At 72.8% G+C, this 14964-nt stretch carries 15 protein-coding genes; 3 read left to right on the top strand and 12 right to left on the bottom strand.

The window, feature by feature from the left end; genetic code table 11:
• Positions 1–43 precede the first annotated feature (43 nt).
• From BM342_RS05195 to BM342_RS05180, 4 genes are read right to left on the bottom strand one after another with little or no spacing between them, the layout of a single operon-like run.
• Positions 44–367 (bottom strand): L-rhamnose mutarotase, encoded by a 324-nt coding sequence (locus tag BM342_RS05195; RefSeq protein ID WP_092964388.1) that lies wholly within the window; start codon positions 365–367, stop codon positions 44–46.
• Entirely contained in the window at positions 364–1197 is an 834-nt protein-coding gene (locus tag BM342_RS05190) for an SDR family NAD(P)-dependent oxidoreductase (protein ID WP_092964387.1), read from the bottom strand. The genes BM342_RS05195 and BM342_RS05190 overlap by 4 nt, the downstream gene beginning before the upstream one ends.
• On the bottom strand, positions 1194–2057 hold the full coding sequence (locus BM342_RS05185) for a fumarylacetoacetate hydrolase family protein (RefSeq protein ID WP_092964386.1): 864 nt from the start codon (positions 2055–2057) through the stop codon (positions 1194–1196). The genes BM342_RS05190 and BM342_RS05185 overlap by 4 nt, the downstream gene beginning before the upstream one ends.
• Positions 2054–2935 carry an amidohydrolase family protein gene (locus tag BM342_RS05180; RefSeq protein ID WP_092964385.1) on the bottom strand — a complete coding sequence of 294 codons (882 nt, stop codon included), beginning with the start codon at positions 2933–2935 and terminating at the stop codon, positions 2054–2056. Before BM342_RS05180 ends, BM342_RS05185 begins: the two co-directional genes overlap by 4 nt.
• Before the next feature lie 65 nt (positions 2936–3000).
• Here BM342_RS05180 and BM342_RS05175 point away from each other — a divergent pair, with 65 nt between their 5' ends.
• Positions 3001–3819: a FadR/GntR family transcriptional regulator gene (locus BM342_RS05175; protein WP_092964384.1), complete on the top strand. Its 819-nt coding sequence runs from the start codon at positions 3001–3003 to the stop codon at positions 3817–3819.
• Between the two features lie 4 nt (positions 3820–3823).
• Here BM342_RS05175 and BM342_RS05170 read toward each other — a convergent pair whose 3' ends face one another.
• Positions 3824–4798, bottom strand: a complete 975-nt coding sequence (locus BM342_RS05170; RefSeq protein ID WP_092964383.1) for an aldo/keto reductase — start codon at positions 4796–4798, stop codon at positions 3824–3826.
• 135 nt (positions 4799–4933) lie between these two features.
• On the opposite strand from BM342_RS05170, the gene BM342_RS05165 reads away from it, so the two are divergent.
• A complete protein-coding gene (locus BM342_RS05165; RefSeq protein WP_092964382.1) occupies positions 4934–6022 on the top strand; it encodes a zinc-dependent alcohol dehydrogenase in 1089 nt (362 codons plus the stop codon).
• Positions 6019–6777 (top strand): SDR family oxidoreductase, encoded by a 759-nt coding sequence (locus tag BM342_RS05160; RefSeq protein WP_092964381.1) that lies wholly within the window; start codon positions 6019–6021, stop codon positions 6775–6777. Before BM342_RS05165 ends, BM342_RS05160 begins: the two co-directional genes overlap by 4 nt.
• Before the next feature lie 118 nt (positions 6778–6895).
• Here the strand turns inward: BM342_RS05160 and BM342_RS05155 are convergent, their stop codons facing one another.
• The 7 genes from BM342_RS05155 to BM342_RS05125 all read right to left on the bottom strand — a co-directional run bounded on the left by BM342_RS05155 (position 6896) and on the right by BM342_RS05125 (position 14958).
• On the bottom strand, positions 6896–8404 hold the full coding sequence (locus BM342_RS05155) for an aldehyde dehydrogenase family protein (protein ID WP_092964380.1): 1509 nt from the start codon (positions 8402–8404) through the stop codon (positions 6896–6898).
• Positions 8405–8486: 82 nt separating this feature from the next.
• Positions 8487–9704, bottom strand: coding sequence for a fumarylacetoacetate hydrolase family protein (locus tag BM342_RS05150; RefSeq protein ID WP_092964379.1), 1218 nt, complete (start codon positions 9702–9704; stop codon positions 8487–8489).
• Positions 9705–9712: 8 nt separating this feature from the next.
• Entirely contained in the window at positions 9713–10495 is a 783-nt protein-coding gene (locus BM342_RS05145) for an enoyl-CoA hydratase/isomerase family protein (RefSeq protein ID WP_092964378.1), read from the bottom strand.
• Entirely contained in the window at positions 10492–11703 is a 1212-nt protein-coding gene (locus tag BM342_RS05140) for a hypothetical protein (RefSeq protein ID WP_092964377.1), read from the bottom strand. The genes BM342_RS05145 and BM342_RS05140 overlap by 4 nt, the downstream gene beginning before the upstream one ends.
• Positions 11703–12929 carry a CaiB/BaiF CoA transferase family protein gene (locus tag BM342_RS05135; RefSeq protein WP_092964376.1) on the bottom strand — a complete coding sequence of 409 codons (1227 nt, stop codon included), beginning with the start codon at positions 12927–12929 and terminating at the stop codon, positions 11703–11705. Before BM342_RS05135 ends, BM342_RS05140 begins: the two co-directional genes overlap by 1 nt.
• A complete protein-coding gene (locus tag BM342_RS05130) occupies positions 12926–13999 on the bottom strand; it encodes a Gfo/Idh/MocA family protein (RefSeq protein WP_143109761.1) in 1074 nt (357 codons plus the stop codon). Before BM342_RS05130 ends, BM342_RS05135 begins: the two co-directional genes overlap by 4 nt.
• Positions 13996–14958, bottom strand: coding sequence for an MBL fold metallo-hydrolase (locus BM342_RS05125; protein ID WP_092964374.1), 963 nt, complete (start codon positions 14956–14958; stop codon positions 13996–13998). Before BM342_RS05125 ends, BM342_RS05130 begins: the two co-directional genes overlap by 4 nt.
• Positions 14959–14964: the final 6 nt, after the last annotated feature.

Genomic DNA, 14964 nt, shown 5'->3' with positions numbered 1-14964 from the left:
GGGATGTCTGGCGCCATACGCCCATCATGCCCTGCGGATGCGTTCAGTCGAGATGGAAGACCTCGGGGATCTCCATCCACCACTCGCCCGCAGCGCGCTCGGCGAACGGCCGCTGCAGCGGCTCGCACACCGACCACCAGCGCTGCGTCTCGGGGTCGGCGGCGATCGCGGCCATGTCGGCCTCGAGGTCGTCGCCGACGTACTCCATGTAGGCGAAGAGCACCTCGCCGTGTCGGAAGATCGAGTAGTTGCGGATGTTGCTCGCGGTCAGGCGCTCGAGCACGGCGGGCCAGACGTCGGTGTGCAGGCGCTCGTACTCCTCGCGGTCTGCGGCGGCCAGGCCGATGACCGAGGCGAGGCGCTTCACGCGCGGGCCCCGGCCGGGCGCGGGCGCAGGTGCGAGACGCCGCCGTCGACGTCGAGCGCGGTGCCGGTCGTCGAGACCGAGACGGGGCTCGCGAGGTAGGCGATGGCGGCCGCGACCTCGGTCGGGTCGACCATGCGGCCGGTGGCCTGTCGGGCATCGAGTGCCGCGCGCTCGGCCACGGGGTCGGCGAAGCCCGCCAGCATCCGCTCGACGAAGGGCGTGAAGACGGTGCCGGGGCAGACGCAGTTGACGCGGATGCCCTCGGCCACGTGGTCGGTGGCCATCGCGTAGGTGAGCGCGAGCACCGCGCCCTTCGACGCCGAGTAGAGGGCGCGCTGCGGCAGGCCGTTGAGGGCGGCGATCGAGCTGACATTGACGACGGATGCCGCGGGCGAGCGTCGCAGCCACGGCAGGGCCGCACTCGTGACGCGGGCCATGCCGATGACGTTCACGTCGAGCACGCGCGCCCATTCGGCGTCGTCGTTCTCGGCGACGGTGCCGACGGCACTGATGCCGGCGTTGTTCACCACGACGTCGATGCCGCCGAAGCGTTCGGCGACCGCGGCGACCGCGGCCTCGACCGACGCGCGGTCGGTGACGTCGGCCGTGAACCCCGTGAGCCCGGCGCCGACGGTGCCGCCGTCTGCGTCAGGGGCGTCGAGGCCGTCGAGTGCCCGGTCGAGCACGGCGACCGTGGCGCCGCGCGCGGCGAGCGTCCGGGCGGTCGCGAGGCCGATGCCCGAGGCCCCGCCCGTGACGATCGCCACGAGTCCGCCGAACTCGGCGCCGCCGGCGCCCGTGGCGCCCGTGGCGCCTGCCGTGGCGCTCATGCCTGCACCAGCTTCTGGCTCGCACGGCCGAGGCCGTCGATCTCGAGCTCGACGGTGTCGCCCGCCCGGAGGTACGGGTTGCCCTCGATGCCGAGTGCGACGCCCGCCGGGGTGCCCGTGTTGATGAGGTCGCCGGGGCGCAGCACCATGAACTGGCTGAGGTACCAGATCACGTGCGCGACCGAGAAGAGCATGTTCGCGGTGCTGCCGTCCTGGCGCGGCGTGCCGTTGACCCAGAGGCGCAGGCCGAGCGCCTGCGGGTCGGCGACGTCGTCGGCCGGCACGAGCACCGGGCCGAGCGGGTTGAACGTCTCGCAGCTCTTGCCCTTGTCCCACTGGCCGCCGCGTTCGAGCTGGAACTCGCGCTCCGAGACGTCGTGCGAGACCGCGTAGCCGGCGACGTGCGCGAGCGCCTCGTCGGGCGAGGCGAGGTAGCGGGCGGTCGTGCCGATGACCACGCCGAGCTCGACCTCCCAGTCGGTCTTCGTCGAGTTGCGGGGAATGAGCACGTCGTCGAACGGGCCGACGACGGTCGACGGGTCCTTCATGAAGATCACGGGCTCGGCGGGCAGGGCCGCGCCCGTCTCCTCGGCGTGATCGCGGTAGTTCAGGCCGATGCAGACGACCTTGCCGGGGGCGGCGATCGGCGCGCCGATGCGCAGGCCGGCGACCTCGGCGGCATCGAGCTCGGGCAGCTCGCCCAGCGCGGCCGCGATGCGGGCGACGCCGTCGGCGGCGAAGAAGGCACCGTCGAAGTCCGCGGTGACCGGGCGGGCATCGAACGTGCGGTCGCCGACGCGCACCACGGGCACCTCGCTTCCGGCGTCGCCGAGGCGGGCGAGGGTGAACTGGTCGGTCATGCGGTGGTCTCCGATTCTGGGAGGGAGTAGAACCTGCGGGCGGTTCCCGCGAGGATTTCGGTGCGCTCGGCGTCGGTCAGGTCGTCCACGAGTTCGGCGATGCCGTGCCAGACCTGCGCGTAGCCGCCCGCGATGAGCGAGACGGGCCAGTCGCCGCCGTACATGAGGCGGTCGGAGCCGAACACGGCGAGCACGTGCTCGAACACGGGGCGCACGGTGTCGACCGTCCAGGCGGCCGGGTCGCCGGTCGCGGCGTAGAGCCCCGAGACCTTGCCCCGAACGCGCGGGTTCTCTGCGACCGCCGCGATGAGCGTGGCCCATGGCTGCCAGACACCGGTGCCGAACGCGTCGTCTGCGCCGATCGGCGGCTTGTTGAGGTGGTCGATGACGATGTCGAGTTCCGGATGGCGCTCCGAGATCTCGAGCACCGCCTCGAGGTGCTCGGGCAGCACGCCGACCACGTCGAACGGCACGCCCGCGGCGGCGAGCAGCCCGAGGCTCTCGTCGACGTCGGGGCGGCGCAGCCAGCGCGGGTCGGGCCGGTCGTGGATCAGGTTGCGCACGCCGCAGAACAGCGGGCGGCCCCGCAGATCGGCGAGCCGCTCGGCGGCGCGTGCGGGTTCGTGCAGCGGCACGTAGCCGACGATGCCGCGCACGAGGGGCTCGCGGGCGGCGACCTCGAACATGTGGTCGGTGTCGTCGTCGTTGTCGGCCGACTGCACGAGCACGGTGCCGACGACGCCGGCCGCGGCGAACTCGGGCAGCACCTCGGCCATCTCGATCGTGCGGTGCAGCACGCCGGCCTCGGGCGTGAGCCAGCCGTACTCGGCCCGTTCGAGATCCCACACGTGCTGGTGGGCGTCGATGATGCCGGTCATGCGGCCTCCTCCAAAGATCTGACGAATTCACGGGGCGGATGCGACCGGTCGCCTAGGCTGTGCCCATGACGAGCGAGAACACTCCCGATGCCGGCGCCGGCCGATCGCGCGCGCAGGTCGTCATCGACGGCATCCGTCAGATGATCACGAGTGGCGAGCTCGTCGCCGGGTCGCGCCTGCCGGTCGAGCGCGAGCTCGGAACCCGCCTCGGAGTGTCGCGCGGGCCGCTGCGCGAGGGCGTGCGCGCGCTCGTCATCCTCGGCATCCTCGAGACCAGGCAGGGCGACGGCACGTACGTGACCTCGCTCGAGCCCGGGCAGCTCTTCGAGCCGCTCGGCATGCTCGCCGAACTGCAGAGCCCCGAGAACAGCGTGCACCTGCTCGGCGTGCGGCGCGTGCTCGAGCCCGAGGCCGCGGCGCATGCCGCGCTGCGCATCAGCGACGAGGATCTCGCCGAGGCCGCGCGCATCCTCGATCGCGGCGAGGCGCTGCTCGCGGGCGACGAGATCGACCTCGAGGGCACCATCGACGTCGACACCGCGTTCCATCGGCTGATCGCCAACGCGAGCGGCAACCCGGCGTTCGCCGCGATCATCGAGGCGCTGGTCGGTCGCACGGCCAGGGCACGGCTCTGGCGCGCGATCCACCAGCAGGGTGCCGTGCACTCGACCCAGCAGGAGCACCGCGCGATCCTCGCCGCGCTCGCCGCGCACGACCCCGACCGGGCCCGCATCCGCATGCAGGTGCATGTGCTCGGCGTCGAGGAGTTCACGGCCACCGACTACCCGACGGCACCGGTCGACGAGACGGACGCGGCGGGCGGGGCGACGGATGCCGCGGCATCCGTCGAGGCCACGGTCGGCCCTTCCGTCGAGGCTCGCTGAGCGCTCAGGCATCGCGCAGCAGCCCGCGTTCGGCGAGCGTCGACCAGAGCTCGTCGGGCACCTCGACGGCGAACCGCTCGATGGTCTGCTCGACCTGCTCGGCGGTGCGCATGCCGACCACGACCGACACGACCGCGGGGTGGCGCAGCGCGAAGGCGAGTGCGGCTTCGGGCAGCGTGATGCCGAGCCGCTCGCAGACGTCGGCGATGGCGTTCGCTCGGGCGATGACCTCGGCGGGAGCCTGCTGGTAGTCGTAGCGCGCGTCGGCCGGAGGCCGCGGCCGCGACAGCAGCCCGGAGTTGTACACGCCCGCGGCGACGATGCCGACCCCGCGAGCGGCCGCAGCCGGAAGCAGGTCGTCGAGCGCGCCCTGCTCGAGCAGCGTGTAGCGGCCCGCGAGCATGACGAGGTCGATGTCGTGACGCAGCACGAACTCGGTCGGCATCGCCGACTGGTTCATTCCCGTGCCGACCGCGCCGACGACGCCCTCGTCGCGCAGTTCGATCAGCGCCGGGATGGCGCTCGCGTGCGCCTCGGGGCCGTACGCGTCCGGGTCGTGCAGGTAGGCGATGTCGATGCGGTCGAGTCCGAGCCGCTCGAGGCTCTCGTCGATCGAGCGGCGCACGCCGTCGCGACTGAGGTCGTACCGCCGGCGCAGGTTCGCGGGCACGTCGAAGCCTTCGTCGTCGCGCGCCGCGCCGTCCCACGCGTCGTTCGGCTCGATCAGCCGGCCGACCTTCGTCGAGACCACGTACTCGTCGCGGGGATGCGCCGCGAGCGCAGCGCCGAGTCGCCGTTCCGAGAGTCCCAGCCCGTAGTGCGGGGCCGTGTCGAAGTATCGGATGCCGCTGGCGTACGCAGCGTCGACCGCTGCGGCGGCCTCGGCATCCGTCGTCTCGCGGGCCAGGTTTCCGAGTTGCGCGGCGCCGAAGCCGAGTTCGGTCAGCGACAGGCCGCCGCGCAGCGTGCGACTCTTCATCGAGTTCCTCCAGGCGTGAAAGCAATTGGCTAAAGGTTAGATGATTCGACGCCCTGATGCCATTCCTCTGGCATAATCGACACGAACAGCGCGGATTGGTCTCCTCAATCGGCGTGAATCGATCTTGGAGGATCAATGCTGACCGCCACGTACACGGGCGACCGCGCCATCACGATCGCCGAGGCCGCGCCGCAGCCGCCCGCACCGGGCCAGGTGCGCCTGCGCGTCGCCTACGTCGGGCTCTGCGGCACCGACCTGCACATTCTGCACGGCAGCATGGACGCCCGCGTGCAGACCCCGCTCGTGTTCGGCCACGAGATGAGCGGCACGATCGACGCCGTCGGCGAGGGCGTCGACGGCTGGCGGGTCGGCCGATCGGTCACCGTCATGCCGCTCGCCTGGGACGGCACCTGCCCCGCCTGCCTCGCAGGCAACGAGCACATCTGCCAGAACCTCGACTTCATCGGCATCGACTCCCCCGGCGCACTCCAGGCGTTCTGGAACGTGCCGGCCGACGTGCTCGTCGCGCTGCCCGACGGCGTCGCCCTCGATGCGGCGGCCCTTGTCGAACCCGTCGCGGTCGCCGTGCACGACGTGCGCCGCGCCGAGATCACGGGCGGCGAGAAGGCCGTCGTCATCGGCGGCGGCCCCATCGGCGTGCTCATCGCCACCGTCGCCCGCGCGTTCGGCGCCGAGGTCGCGGTGATCGAGCTCGACGCCAACCGCCGCGAGCAGATCGCCGGACTCGGTTTCGCCACACTCGACCCCCGAGCGGTCGACCAGGTCGCCTGGGTCGAGCAGTGGACGGGCGGCGCGGGCGCCGACGTCGTCTTCGAGGTGTCCGGCGCCGCGCAGGCCGTGCTCGGCGCGACCTCGCTCGCCAAGGTTCGCGGCACCCTCGTGGTCGTCGCGATCCACCCGACGCCGCGCGAGATCGACCTGCAGCGCGTGTTCTGGCGGGAGCTCCGCATCCTCGGCGCGCGCGTCTACCAGCGCACCGACTTCGAACGCGCGGTCGAACTGGTCGCCGACGGCACGATCCCGAGCGACCTGCTCATCACGAAGATCGTGCCGCTCGCCGAGACCCGCGCGGCGTTCGACGACCTCGAGGCCGGGCGCGCCATGAAGGTGCTCGTCGACGTGCAGGCCGGGCAGCCCGGCACCGACGAGGCGACGGATGCCGCGGCATCCGTCGGCTCCGCGGCGCAGGAGGTCGGCGCATGACCGTCTCGTTCGACCTCACCGGCACCACGGCCGTCGTCACGGGGGCCAAGCGCGGCATCGGCTTCGCGATGGCCGAGGCCCTCGCCGAGGCGGGCGCCGACATCATCGGCGTGAGCGCCACGCTCGAGCCCGAGGGCAGCGCGATCGCGGCCGCCGTCGAATCCCACGGCCGCCGCTTCGAGGCCCGCACCGTCGACTTCGCCGACCGCGAGGCCGTGGTCGCGCTCGGCGCCGAGCTGCGCGAACGCGAGATCGGGGTGCTCGTCAACAACGCGGGCACCATCGAGCGGGCGCCCGCGGCGGAGCATCCGCTCGACTGGTGGGACCGCGTCGTCGAGATCAACCTGTCGAGCCAGTTCGTGCTCACGCAGGCCGTCGGCAACGGCATGCTCGACCGCGGCCGGGGCAAGGTGATCTTCACGGCGAGCCTGCTGAGCTTCCAGGGCGGCATCAACGTGCCCGGCTACGCGGCCGCGAAGTCGGGCATCTCGGGCCTCGTCAAGGCGCTCGCCAACGAGTGGACCGGGCGCGGAGTCACCGTGAACGGCATCGCCCCCGGCTACATCGCAACCGACAACACCGCGAACCTGCGCGCCGACGCCGACCGGTCGCAGGCGATCCTCGACCGCATCCCGGCCGGCCGCTGGGGCAGGCCCGACGACCTCGCCGGGGCCACGGTGTTCCTCGCGGCCCCTGCATCGGACTACGTCTCGGGCATCATCCTGCCCGTCGACGGAGGCTGGCTCGGCCGCTGACGCCGTTCGGGCGTTGCGCGGACGCGAATGGTCGCTTCACGGGCTCGTGAGCGACCATTCGCGTCCGCGCAGCACGCGCGTCACGCGCAAACACTCGCTGCACGCGCAGGCACGCGGCTCAGGCGAGCTGCAGCACCCCGTCGACGCGACGCGGGATGCCGCGGAAGTCGTCGCGCAGCTCGACGGGCAGCATGGCCTCGGGCGCATCCTGATAGGCCAGCGGCCGCAGGAAGCGGCGGATCGCGCTCACGCCGACCGACGTGTGCTGCGAGTTCGTGGCCGGCCACGGTCCGCCGTGGTGCTGCGCCCACGAGACGCGCACCCCCGTCGGGTAGCCGTCGAACACGAGGCGCCCGACCCGCGGCGCGAGTTCGGCGACGAGCGCGGAGACGGCCTCGACCTCGTCGGCCTCGCTGTGCACGGTGGCCGTGAGCGAGTCCGGCACCGCGTCGAGCGCGGCGACGATGTCGGCGTCGACGTCGTAGCGGGCCACGACGATCAGCGGCCCGAACGCCTCCTCGGCGACCTCGGCCGTGAGGTCGCGGGCGGCGACCCCGAGCACGGTGGGCGCAGCGCTGAATCCGGCTCCGTCGCCGTGCTCGCTGCCGCGGGCGAGCAGCTCGACCGCGCCCTCGGCGACCAGGCGGTCGCGGATCTCGTCGAACGAGTCCGCGATGCGCGCATTGAGCAGAACGGATGCCGCGGCATCCGTCGCGCGTTCGACCAGGCGTGCGACGAGCGCGTCGCCGTCGGGCCCGTTCGGCACGAACGCGATGCCGGGCTTCGTGCAGAACTGGCCGCTGCCGAGCGTGAACGACCCGAACAGGCCGTCGGCGATGCCCTCGGCGCGAGCGGCCGCGGCCCCTCGCGTGACGACGAGCGGGTTCAGGCTCGAGAGCTCGCCGTAGAACGGGATCGGCTCGTCGCGGTCGGCGATGAGGTCCATGAGCGCCTGCCCGCCCCCGAGCGAGCCCGTGAAACCGACGGCCCGCACCAGCGGGTGCGCGACCAGCGCGGCGCCCGCGCCGGTGCCGTAGACGATGCCGAGCAGGCCGGCCGGCGCGCCGTACGCCACGGCCGCGGCCGAGAGCACCGCGAACGAGCGGGCCGAGGTCTCGAGGTGCGATGAGTGCGCCTTCAGCACCACGGGGTTGCCGCCCGCGAGCGCGGAGGCGGTGTCGCCTCCGGCGACCGAGAACGCGAACGGGAAGTTGCTCGACCCGAAGACCGCGACGGGGCCGATGGGCACGAGCAGGCGCCGGATCTCGGGTGCAGGCCCGAGTGCGGTGGGGCCCCCGTGGTCGATCGCGGCCTCGAGGTATCCGCCCTCGCGCACGGCTTCGGCGAACAGGCGGAACTGGAACGCCGCACGCGAGACCTCGCCGTCGAGCCGCACGGGTCCGAGCCCGGTCTCGCGGTCGGCGACCTCGACGAGCGCCGTGCGGTCGGCGTCGAGCGCGTCGGCGAGGGCGTCGAGCAGGCCCGCCCGCCAGGCGCGGTCGCGGGTCGCCAACTGCGCGAAGGCCGCCTGCGCGGCGCGCACGATGGCATCGGTCTGCTCCGGAGCGGTCGCGTCGAGCGTGGTCGCGGTGACGGCACCGGTGCGGGGGTCGGTGGTGGTGAGCATGCGGGTCTCCGAGATCAGTGGTCGGCGGGGTCGGCGGGGTCGGCGGGGTCGGCGGGGTCGGCGGGGTCGGCGGGTCGGCGGCTCAGCCCAGCAGGCCGCGCGCGGCGAGGGAACGGTAGAGGGCGTCGATGCCGAAGGTCCACGGCTCGGCGTCCGCGGTCGAGCGCACGCGGTTCACGAGCGCACCGAGACGCGGCTCGGCGATGCGCACGAGGTCGTGGTCGTGGTGGGTGAACCCGCGGCCGGGCACGTCGCGATCGTCCACCGGCGCGAACATCGTGCCGAGGTAGAGCACGAACCCGTCGGGGTACCGGTGGTGCTCGCCCACGACCTGCGCCACGAGGTCGACCGGATCGCGGCTGATGCGCGCGAGCTCGCTCGTGCCCTCGAGACGGTAGCCGTCGGCCCCGTCGATCGTGAGCGAGACGACCGAGGCGCGCAGGTCGTCGAGCGAGTACCCGTCGTCGAGCAGTCGGATGAACGGGCCGACCGAGGCCGAGGCGTTGTTGTCCTTCGCCTTGCCGAGCAGCAGTGCGCTGCGGCCCTCGACGTCGCGCAGGTTCACGTCGTTGCCGAGGCTGGCGCCGACGATGCGGCCCTCGGAGCTCACGACGAGCACGACCTCGGGCTCGGGGTTGTTCCACTGCGACGCCGGGTGCACGCCCACGTCGACGTTCGGACCGACGGTCGCGAGCACGGGCGCCTTCGTGAACACCTCGGCGTCGGGCCCGATGCCGACCTCGAGGTACTGGCTCCACCAGCCGCGCTCGAGGAGCAGCGCCTTGAGCGCGGCGGCCTCCTCGGATCCGGGCTTCAGCTCGTCCAGGCTGCCCCCGATGGCGCTCAGGATGTCGCGGCGGATCGTCGCAGCGGCGTCCTGGTCTCCGCGGGCGCGCTCCTCGATGACGCGCTCGAGCATCGACACCGGGAACGTCACGCCAGCGGCCTTGACCACGTGCAGGTCGATGGGCGAGAGCAGCCACGGGCTCGCCGGGTCTCGGGTCTCGGGTGCGGTGTTCGCCACGAGTTCGTCGAGGCTGCCGACGCGCACGGCGCGGCCATCTGGGCTCGAGACCAGCGCGGCGATCGCAGCCGCCGGGTCGGTCGTCTCGGTGAGCGCGCGCATGGTGGGGAAGGCGACCGACACGTCGAGCACGTCGTCGCCGCGCAGGGCGACGACGGCCGGCCCCGCGGCATCCGCGGGTCCGTTCGAAGGTGCGGGCAGCCAGGCGCGACCGACGAGGGTCGCGGCTTCGGCGTCGACGGGCAGCAGGTCGCGGGCGACGGGCCAGGTGGTCATGGGGCTCCTCAACGTCGGTGGAAGGTCGCTGCGCGCTTCGCGGCGAAGGCCGCGCGGCCCTCGTCGGCGTCGGCGGTCGCGAACGTGACGGTCTGCAGGTCTCGTTCATAGCGGATGGACTCGTCCTGCGTCATGTTGAACGCCGCGCGCAGGTTGGCCTTCGCGGTCTCGGCCGCGATCGGCGGGCGGGTCGCGATGACCGCGGCCAGCTCCTGCGCCCGCGCGACGAGGCGCGACGGCTCGACGAGCTCGCTCACGAGCCCCCAGCGCAGCGCCGTCTCGGCGTCGATCGGGTCGCCCGTCATGAGCATCACGGCCGCGTTCGACGGACCGACCGAGTGCGCGAGGAACGTGCTCATGCCTCCGCCGCCGATCCAGCCGAGCTTGATCTCGGGCGCGGCGAAGCTCGCGGTCGTCGAGGCGATGCGGATGTCGCAGCTCAGCGCCGTCTCGAGCCCGCCGCCGAACGCGTAGCCGTTGACGGCCGCGATCACGGGCTTGCGGGCGGCGCGGATCGCGTCGCAGTAGTCGGTGCGGTTGCGGAACTCCCACGGCGTCGCGTACGCGTCGAGCGTGCGGATGTCGGAGCCGGCGCAGAAGGCTCGCGCCCCGTCGCCGGTCAGCACGATCGCGCGGACCTCGTCTGCGGCATCCGCCCACTCGATGACGGCGACGAGCGCCTTGGACATCTCCTGCGTGACGGAATTGAGCTTCTCGGGGCGCGCGATCGTGATCGTGACGACCGCGCCGTCGACCTCGGCCCTGACGTGCTCGTGCTGCGGTGCGGTCATGCGTGGCTCCGTTCGGTGATCGACGCGAGGGCGTCGAAGCTGGCGTTGACGGCGGCGATCGTCGCCGTGGGCGAGTCGCCGTCGAGGATGGCGCGGCGGACCATGGCAGACGCCTCTGACTGGAACGGCGTGAAGCCGGGCACCCGCGGGCGCACCCACGACTGCTCGATCGTCGCGAGCGTGTCGCGGTAGAAGCCGCCGGATGCCGCGTTCACGGCGCCGTCGAGCCAGGCGGAACGCAGGCTCGGCTGCCCGTCGTGCTCGGGGATGAACCCGGCCTGCGCCGCGGGGGACAACAGATCGCCAAGGTGGTCGAGCAGCGCGCGCGACGGCTCGCGGCGGGTCGTGAACGCGATGCCCGTGCCGCCGATCGTCGAGCCGCGGCGTCCGAACGGCGTCGTGGCGGGGGCATCGTGGAAGCGCAGCGTGCCGCCTGCACCCGCCGCGTAGTTCACGTACCCGTAGATCAGGGGGATGTAGGCGATGTCGCGGTCGCGCCGCATGCGCTCGAGCAGCCCGATCGGGTTCAGCTCGGCACTGCCATGCGGCGCGTGGCGCGCGATCGCGGCGAGCAGGTCGATCGCGGCCGTCGCGACCTCCGCGTCGAGCAGCCCGTCGCCCGGCACGGTCGCGGGCTCCCGCCCGAACGCCACGCACACCGACATCAGGCTGAGCAGCGCGTGCGGGCCGGCGAGGCTCAGCGCCACGGGCGCGGTGCCCTGCTCGGCGAGCGCCAGCACGTCGCTCCAGGTGGTCGGCGCGGCGTCGAGCCGCTCGGGCAGGCGCACCGCGACCTGCGTCGCCGCGTCGAGCGGCAGCGCCCACAGGCGGCCGTCGAGCGTGTACGACGGCGTGCTCGGGCCGACTGCCGCCGACCGCAGCCCTGCGACGAACGTCGGCGGGTAGAGCTCGTCGATCGGTCGCAGCACCTCCGCGGCGAGCGCGTCGCCGAGGTGCGGGTGGTCGAGGACGATCACGTCGTACCTCGCGGCGAGCTCCTCGATGGGCGCCGACTCGAAGCCCTCGAGCGAGTGCACGTCCCACGTGATGAGCGGCTCGAGCGAGGCGCCGGTCACGGTTGCGGCTGTGGCTGCGGCTGCGGCTGCGGCTGCGGCTGCGGCTGCGGTCGACCGCGCCTCGGTCGCCGCGGCCTCGAGCGCGTTGCGCCCGCGCGGGTGGTCCCACGTGAGCCCCCGGTACCCGGTCATCAGACGCCGGCGACGGCCGCCGCGGCATCCGTCGCCCGTGCCGCGCCTGACGCGAGCAGCGCCTCGATCGCGGACTCGTCGAACCCGGCCTGGGCGAGCACCTCGCGGGTGTGCTCGCCGACGCGCGGCGCGCCGCGGTAGAGCTGCGGCGGCGTGGCCGAGAAGCGGTACGGGAAGCCGGGCGTCTTCACGGTGCCCTCGGTCGGATGCTCGTACTCGATGAACGTGCCGTTGTGCACGATCTGCGGGTCGTCGACGAGGGTCGCGTAGTCGTTGACGGGGCCGATCCACATGCCGGCCGCGCCGAGCTTCGCGATCCAGTGCGCAGCCGTGCCGGTGCGCAGCTTCGCGGCGGTGCGGGAGTGGATCTCGTCGCGGCGGGTCCACCCCTCGACCTCGCTCGACCAGCCCTCGAACGCGGGCTCCTCGATGAGGCGGCCGAGCTCGTGCAGGTCGGCGAAGGCGAGCGCCACGTAGCCGTCGCTCGTCTCGAAGACGCCGTACGGGGCGCGGATGTAGACGTGGGCGTGCGGTTCGGCCGAGCGCTGCTGCGCCTTGCGGCCGACCGTGAACACCGAGAGCTCCTGCATCTGCAGGGTCGTGAGCGCGTCGAGCATGTTGACCGTCACCAGCTGGCCCTCGCCCGTGCGCTCGCGGTGCAGCAGTGCGGCGAGCACGCCCTCGAAGGCCGTCGATGCGGTGATGGCGTCGGCGAGGTACTGGCCGGCGGGCGACGGCTCGTCGCCGTCGCGCCCAGCCGAGTACATCGCGCCCGACATCGCCTGCAGCAGCAGGTCCTGGCCGGGGCGGTCACGGTAGGGGCCGTCCTCGCCGTAGCCCGAGATCGACACGTAGACGATCGACGGGTTGATCGCTCGGAGTGATTCGTAGTCGACCCCGAGCCGCGCGGCCACACCGGGCCGGTAGTTCTGCAGGAACACGTCGGCCCCCGCGACGAGCTCGCGGAGCGCGGCCTTGCCGTCGTCGGCCTTGAGGTCGAGCGCGACCGAGCGCTTGTTGCGGTTCAACGAGAGGAACGACACGTTGATCTCGTTGCCTGCGGCTCCGCCCGCGGCGGCGTGGCGCTGCCACTCCCCCGTCGTCGGCTCGACCTTGATGACGTCGGCGCCGAGGTCGCCGAGGCGCTGGGCCGCGAAGGGCCCGGCCATCGCGATCGAGCAGTCGATCACCCGGTAGCCGTCGAGCACGCCCCGTCGGTCGGTCATGCTGCCTGCTCCTCGTCATGCACGTTCACTTCTGCTCCTCCCGCAGCGGCGCTGCGAAGCATGGCGTCGATCAGTTCCACCGAGCGGGCCGCCACCTCGACGTCGGAGTTGTTCTCGGTACTCGCCCCGGTGATGAGGTCGATGAACCGGTTGGGCGGCACGACGCACTCGTAGGCGCCGTCGCCCGGCTCGACCTCGAGGTCGAAGCGGGTGCCGTCGTAGCGGTGCAGCCAGGCGCGTTCGCGCTCGGTGTCGAGCATGAGCACGCCCTCGGTGCCGAAGATGCGGATGTCGACCTGGTACGGGTCGCCGTCGGGCACGGTCGCCGCACCCGAGAGCGCGCCGAGCGCGCCGCCGTCGAACGTGACCACCGCCGCGTTGAACAGGTCGACCGCGGCGCCCCCGTTCGACACCTTCGCCATGACGGATGCCGCGCGGAGGCCGCTCAGCCAGAACAGCAGGGCGCTCGAGTGCGTGACCTGTCCGTGGGCGTACCCGCCGCCGCGGGCCGGCGACTGCCAGGTGCTCGGCTCCGGACCGCTGGTCTCGGAGTCCCAGAGCGCGCGGATGTGGTTCGTGTCGCCCGCGAAGAGGCCGCGGGTGGGCGAGGCCATGTGGCAGAGCACGTGCTGGATCTCGCCGAGGTGCCCGGCCTCGACGAGGCGCTTGGCGGCGACCGTGAACGGCTTGTAGTTCCAGCCGTAGGGCGCGAGGAAGTGCACGCCGTGCTCGTGGACCTTCGCGGCCAGGTCCCACCCCTGCGCGGCATCGAGCGTGACGGGCTTCTCGACGAGCACGTGCAGGCCGCGTTCGATCGCCGCGACGGCCTGCGGGTGGTGCAGGTCGTGCGGCGTCGCGACGACCATCGCGTCGAGGTCCTGCGCGAGCAGCTCGTCGTAGTCGGTCGTGGCCATGCCGAAGCCGAACTGCTCGCGCACGGTCTCGAGCTCGGGGCCGATGCCGCAGACGCCGACGAGCTCGACGTCGTCGCGGGCCGCGAAGATCGGGAAGTGGTTGCTCGTCGCCCACCAGCCGGCGCCGACGGCACCGAGCCGCACCCTCGCGGTCATCGGGCCCACCGCCAGGTGCGGCGTCCGTCGGCTTCGACGGCGGATGTCACGAGCCCGCGTCGTTCGAGCCGCTCGAGGTTGCCCGTGACGGGGAAGACCGAGTAGTCGAGCGCGTCGGCGCCCCACGGCCCGAGGGCGGAGCCAGCCTCGCGCACGAGTTCGAGCGTGGTGGCCGGCTCGGTGCGGGCCGCCAGCAACTCGGACATGAGCTCGTCGATGCGCTCGGTGTAGGCCTCGCTCTCGACGAGGAACCGGGCGACGCCCTCGCCCTCGTACACGGGGTAGTGCGCGGTGAGCAGCAGGTCGGCGTCGAGCGCGCGGAACGCGCGCAGGCTCTCGACGTAGGGGTCGGTGTCGCGGTACGTCGGCGGGAACGCCGGGCTGCCGTCGGCGAACAGCACGCTCTCGCCGAGCGTCGCGTCGCCGATGAGCAGGGCGCGGTTCGCCTCGTCGTGGACGGCGACATGTCCCGGGCTGTGCCCTGGCACGTGCAGCACGCGCACGGTGCGGCCGCCGAGGTCGAACTCCTCGCCGCCCTCGACCCGCAGGTCGATCGGCACCAGGTCGGAGACGCTCCGCAGGTAGGCGGTGGTCTCCGGCGGGTCGTCGAATCCGTCGGTCTCGCGGAACTCGCCGTACCGCTCGTCGATGAGGCGCTGCACGTCTTCGACGAGGTCGGCGTCGAGCCCGTGCGCGACGAGCTGCACGCTCGGGATCGCCGCCTTGAGCGCACCGTTGCCGCCCGTGTGGTCGTAGTCGCAGTGCGTGTTCACCGCCCAGCGAATCCGCTCGCGAGGGATGCCTGCGGCATCGAGGTAGGGCAGCAGCGTGTCGGTGATGCTCTCGCGCACGCCCGTGTCGACGAGCAGCGCCGCGTCGTCGCCGACGAGCAGGTACAGGGCGACGAAGCGGTCGCCGAGCGGGGCCTGGATGCGATGCAGTCCGGGTCGGAGTTCCATGGTCTT

The sequence above is a fragment of the Agromyces sp. CF514 genome (assembly GCF_900113185.1).
Taxonomy (GTDB): Bacteria; Actinomycetota; Actinomycetes; order Actinomycetales; family Microbacteriaceae; genus Agromyces.
This window is presented reverse-complemented; position numbering and strand designations above follow the sequence as displayed.

Coding starts and splice junctions, on each gene's coding strand:
- BM342_RS05175 (WP_092964384.1), top strand. CDS start 3,001: ATGACGAGCGAGAACACTCCCGATGCCGGCGCCGGCCGATCGCGCGCG.
- BM342_RS05160 (WP_092964381.1), top strand. CDS start 6,019: ATGACCGTCTCGTTCGACCTCACCGGCACCACGGCCGTCGTCACGGGG.
- BM342_RS05125 (WP_092964374.1), bottom strand. CDS start 14,958: ATGGAACTCCGACCCGGACTGCATCGCATCCAGGCCCCGCTCGGCGAC.
- BM342_RS05185 (WP_092964386.1), bottom strand. CDS start 2,057: ATGACCGACCAGTTCACCCTCGCCCGCCTCGGCGACGCCGGAAGCGAG.
- BM342_RS05170 (WP_092964383.1), bottom strand. CDS start 4,798: ATGAAGAGTCGCACGCTGCGCGGCGGCCTGTCGCTGACCGAACTCGGC.
- BM342_RS05150 (WP_092964379.1), bottom strand. CDS start 9,704: ATGACCACCTGGCCCGTCGCCCGCGACCTGCTGCCCGTCGACGCCGAA.
- BM342_RS05140 (WP_092964377.1), bottom strand. CDS start 11,703: ATGACCGGGTACCGGGGGCTCACGTGGGACCACCCGCGCGGGCGCAAC.
- BM342_RS05180 (WP_092964385.1), bottom strand. CDS start 2,935: ATGACCGGCATCATCGACGCCCACCAGCACGTGTGGGATCTCGAACGG.
- BM342_RS05155 (WP_092964380.1), bottom strand. CDS start 8,404: ATGCTCACCACCACCGACCCCCGCACCGGTGCCGTCACCGCGACCACG.
- BM342_RS05135 (WP_092964376.1), bottom strand. CDS start 12,929: ATGACCGACCGACGGGGCGTGCTCGACGGCTACCGGGTGATCGACTGC.
- BM342_RS05165 (WP_092964382.1), top strand. CDS start 4,934: ATGCTGACCGCCACGTACACGGGCGACCGCGCCATCACGATCGCCGAG.
- BM342_RS05190 (WP_092964387.1), bottom strand. CDS start 1,197: ATGAGCGCCACGGCAGGCGCCACGGGCGCCACGGGCGCCGGCGGCGCC.
- BM342_RS05130 (WP_143109761.1), bottom strand. CDS start 13,999: ATGACCGCGAGGGTGCGGCTCGGTGCCGTCGGCGCCGGCTGGTGGGCG.
- BM342_RS05145 (WP_092964378.1), bottom strand. CDS start 10,495: ATGACCGCACCGCAGCACGAGCACGTCAGGGCCGAGGTCGACGGCGCG.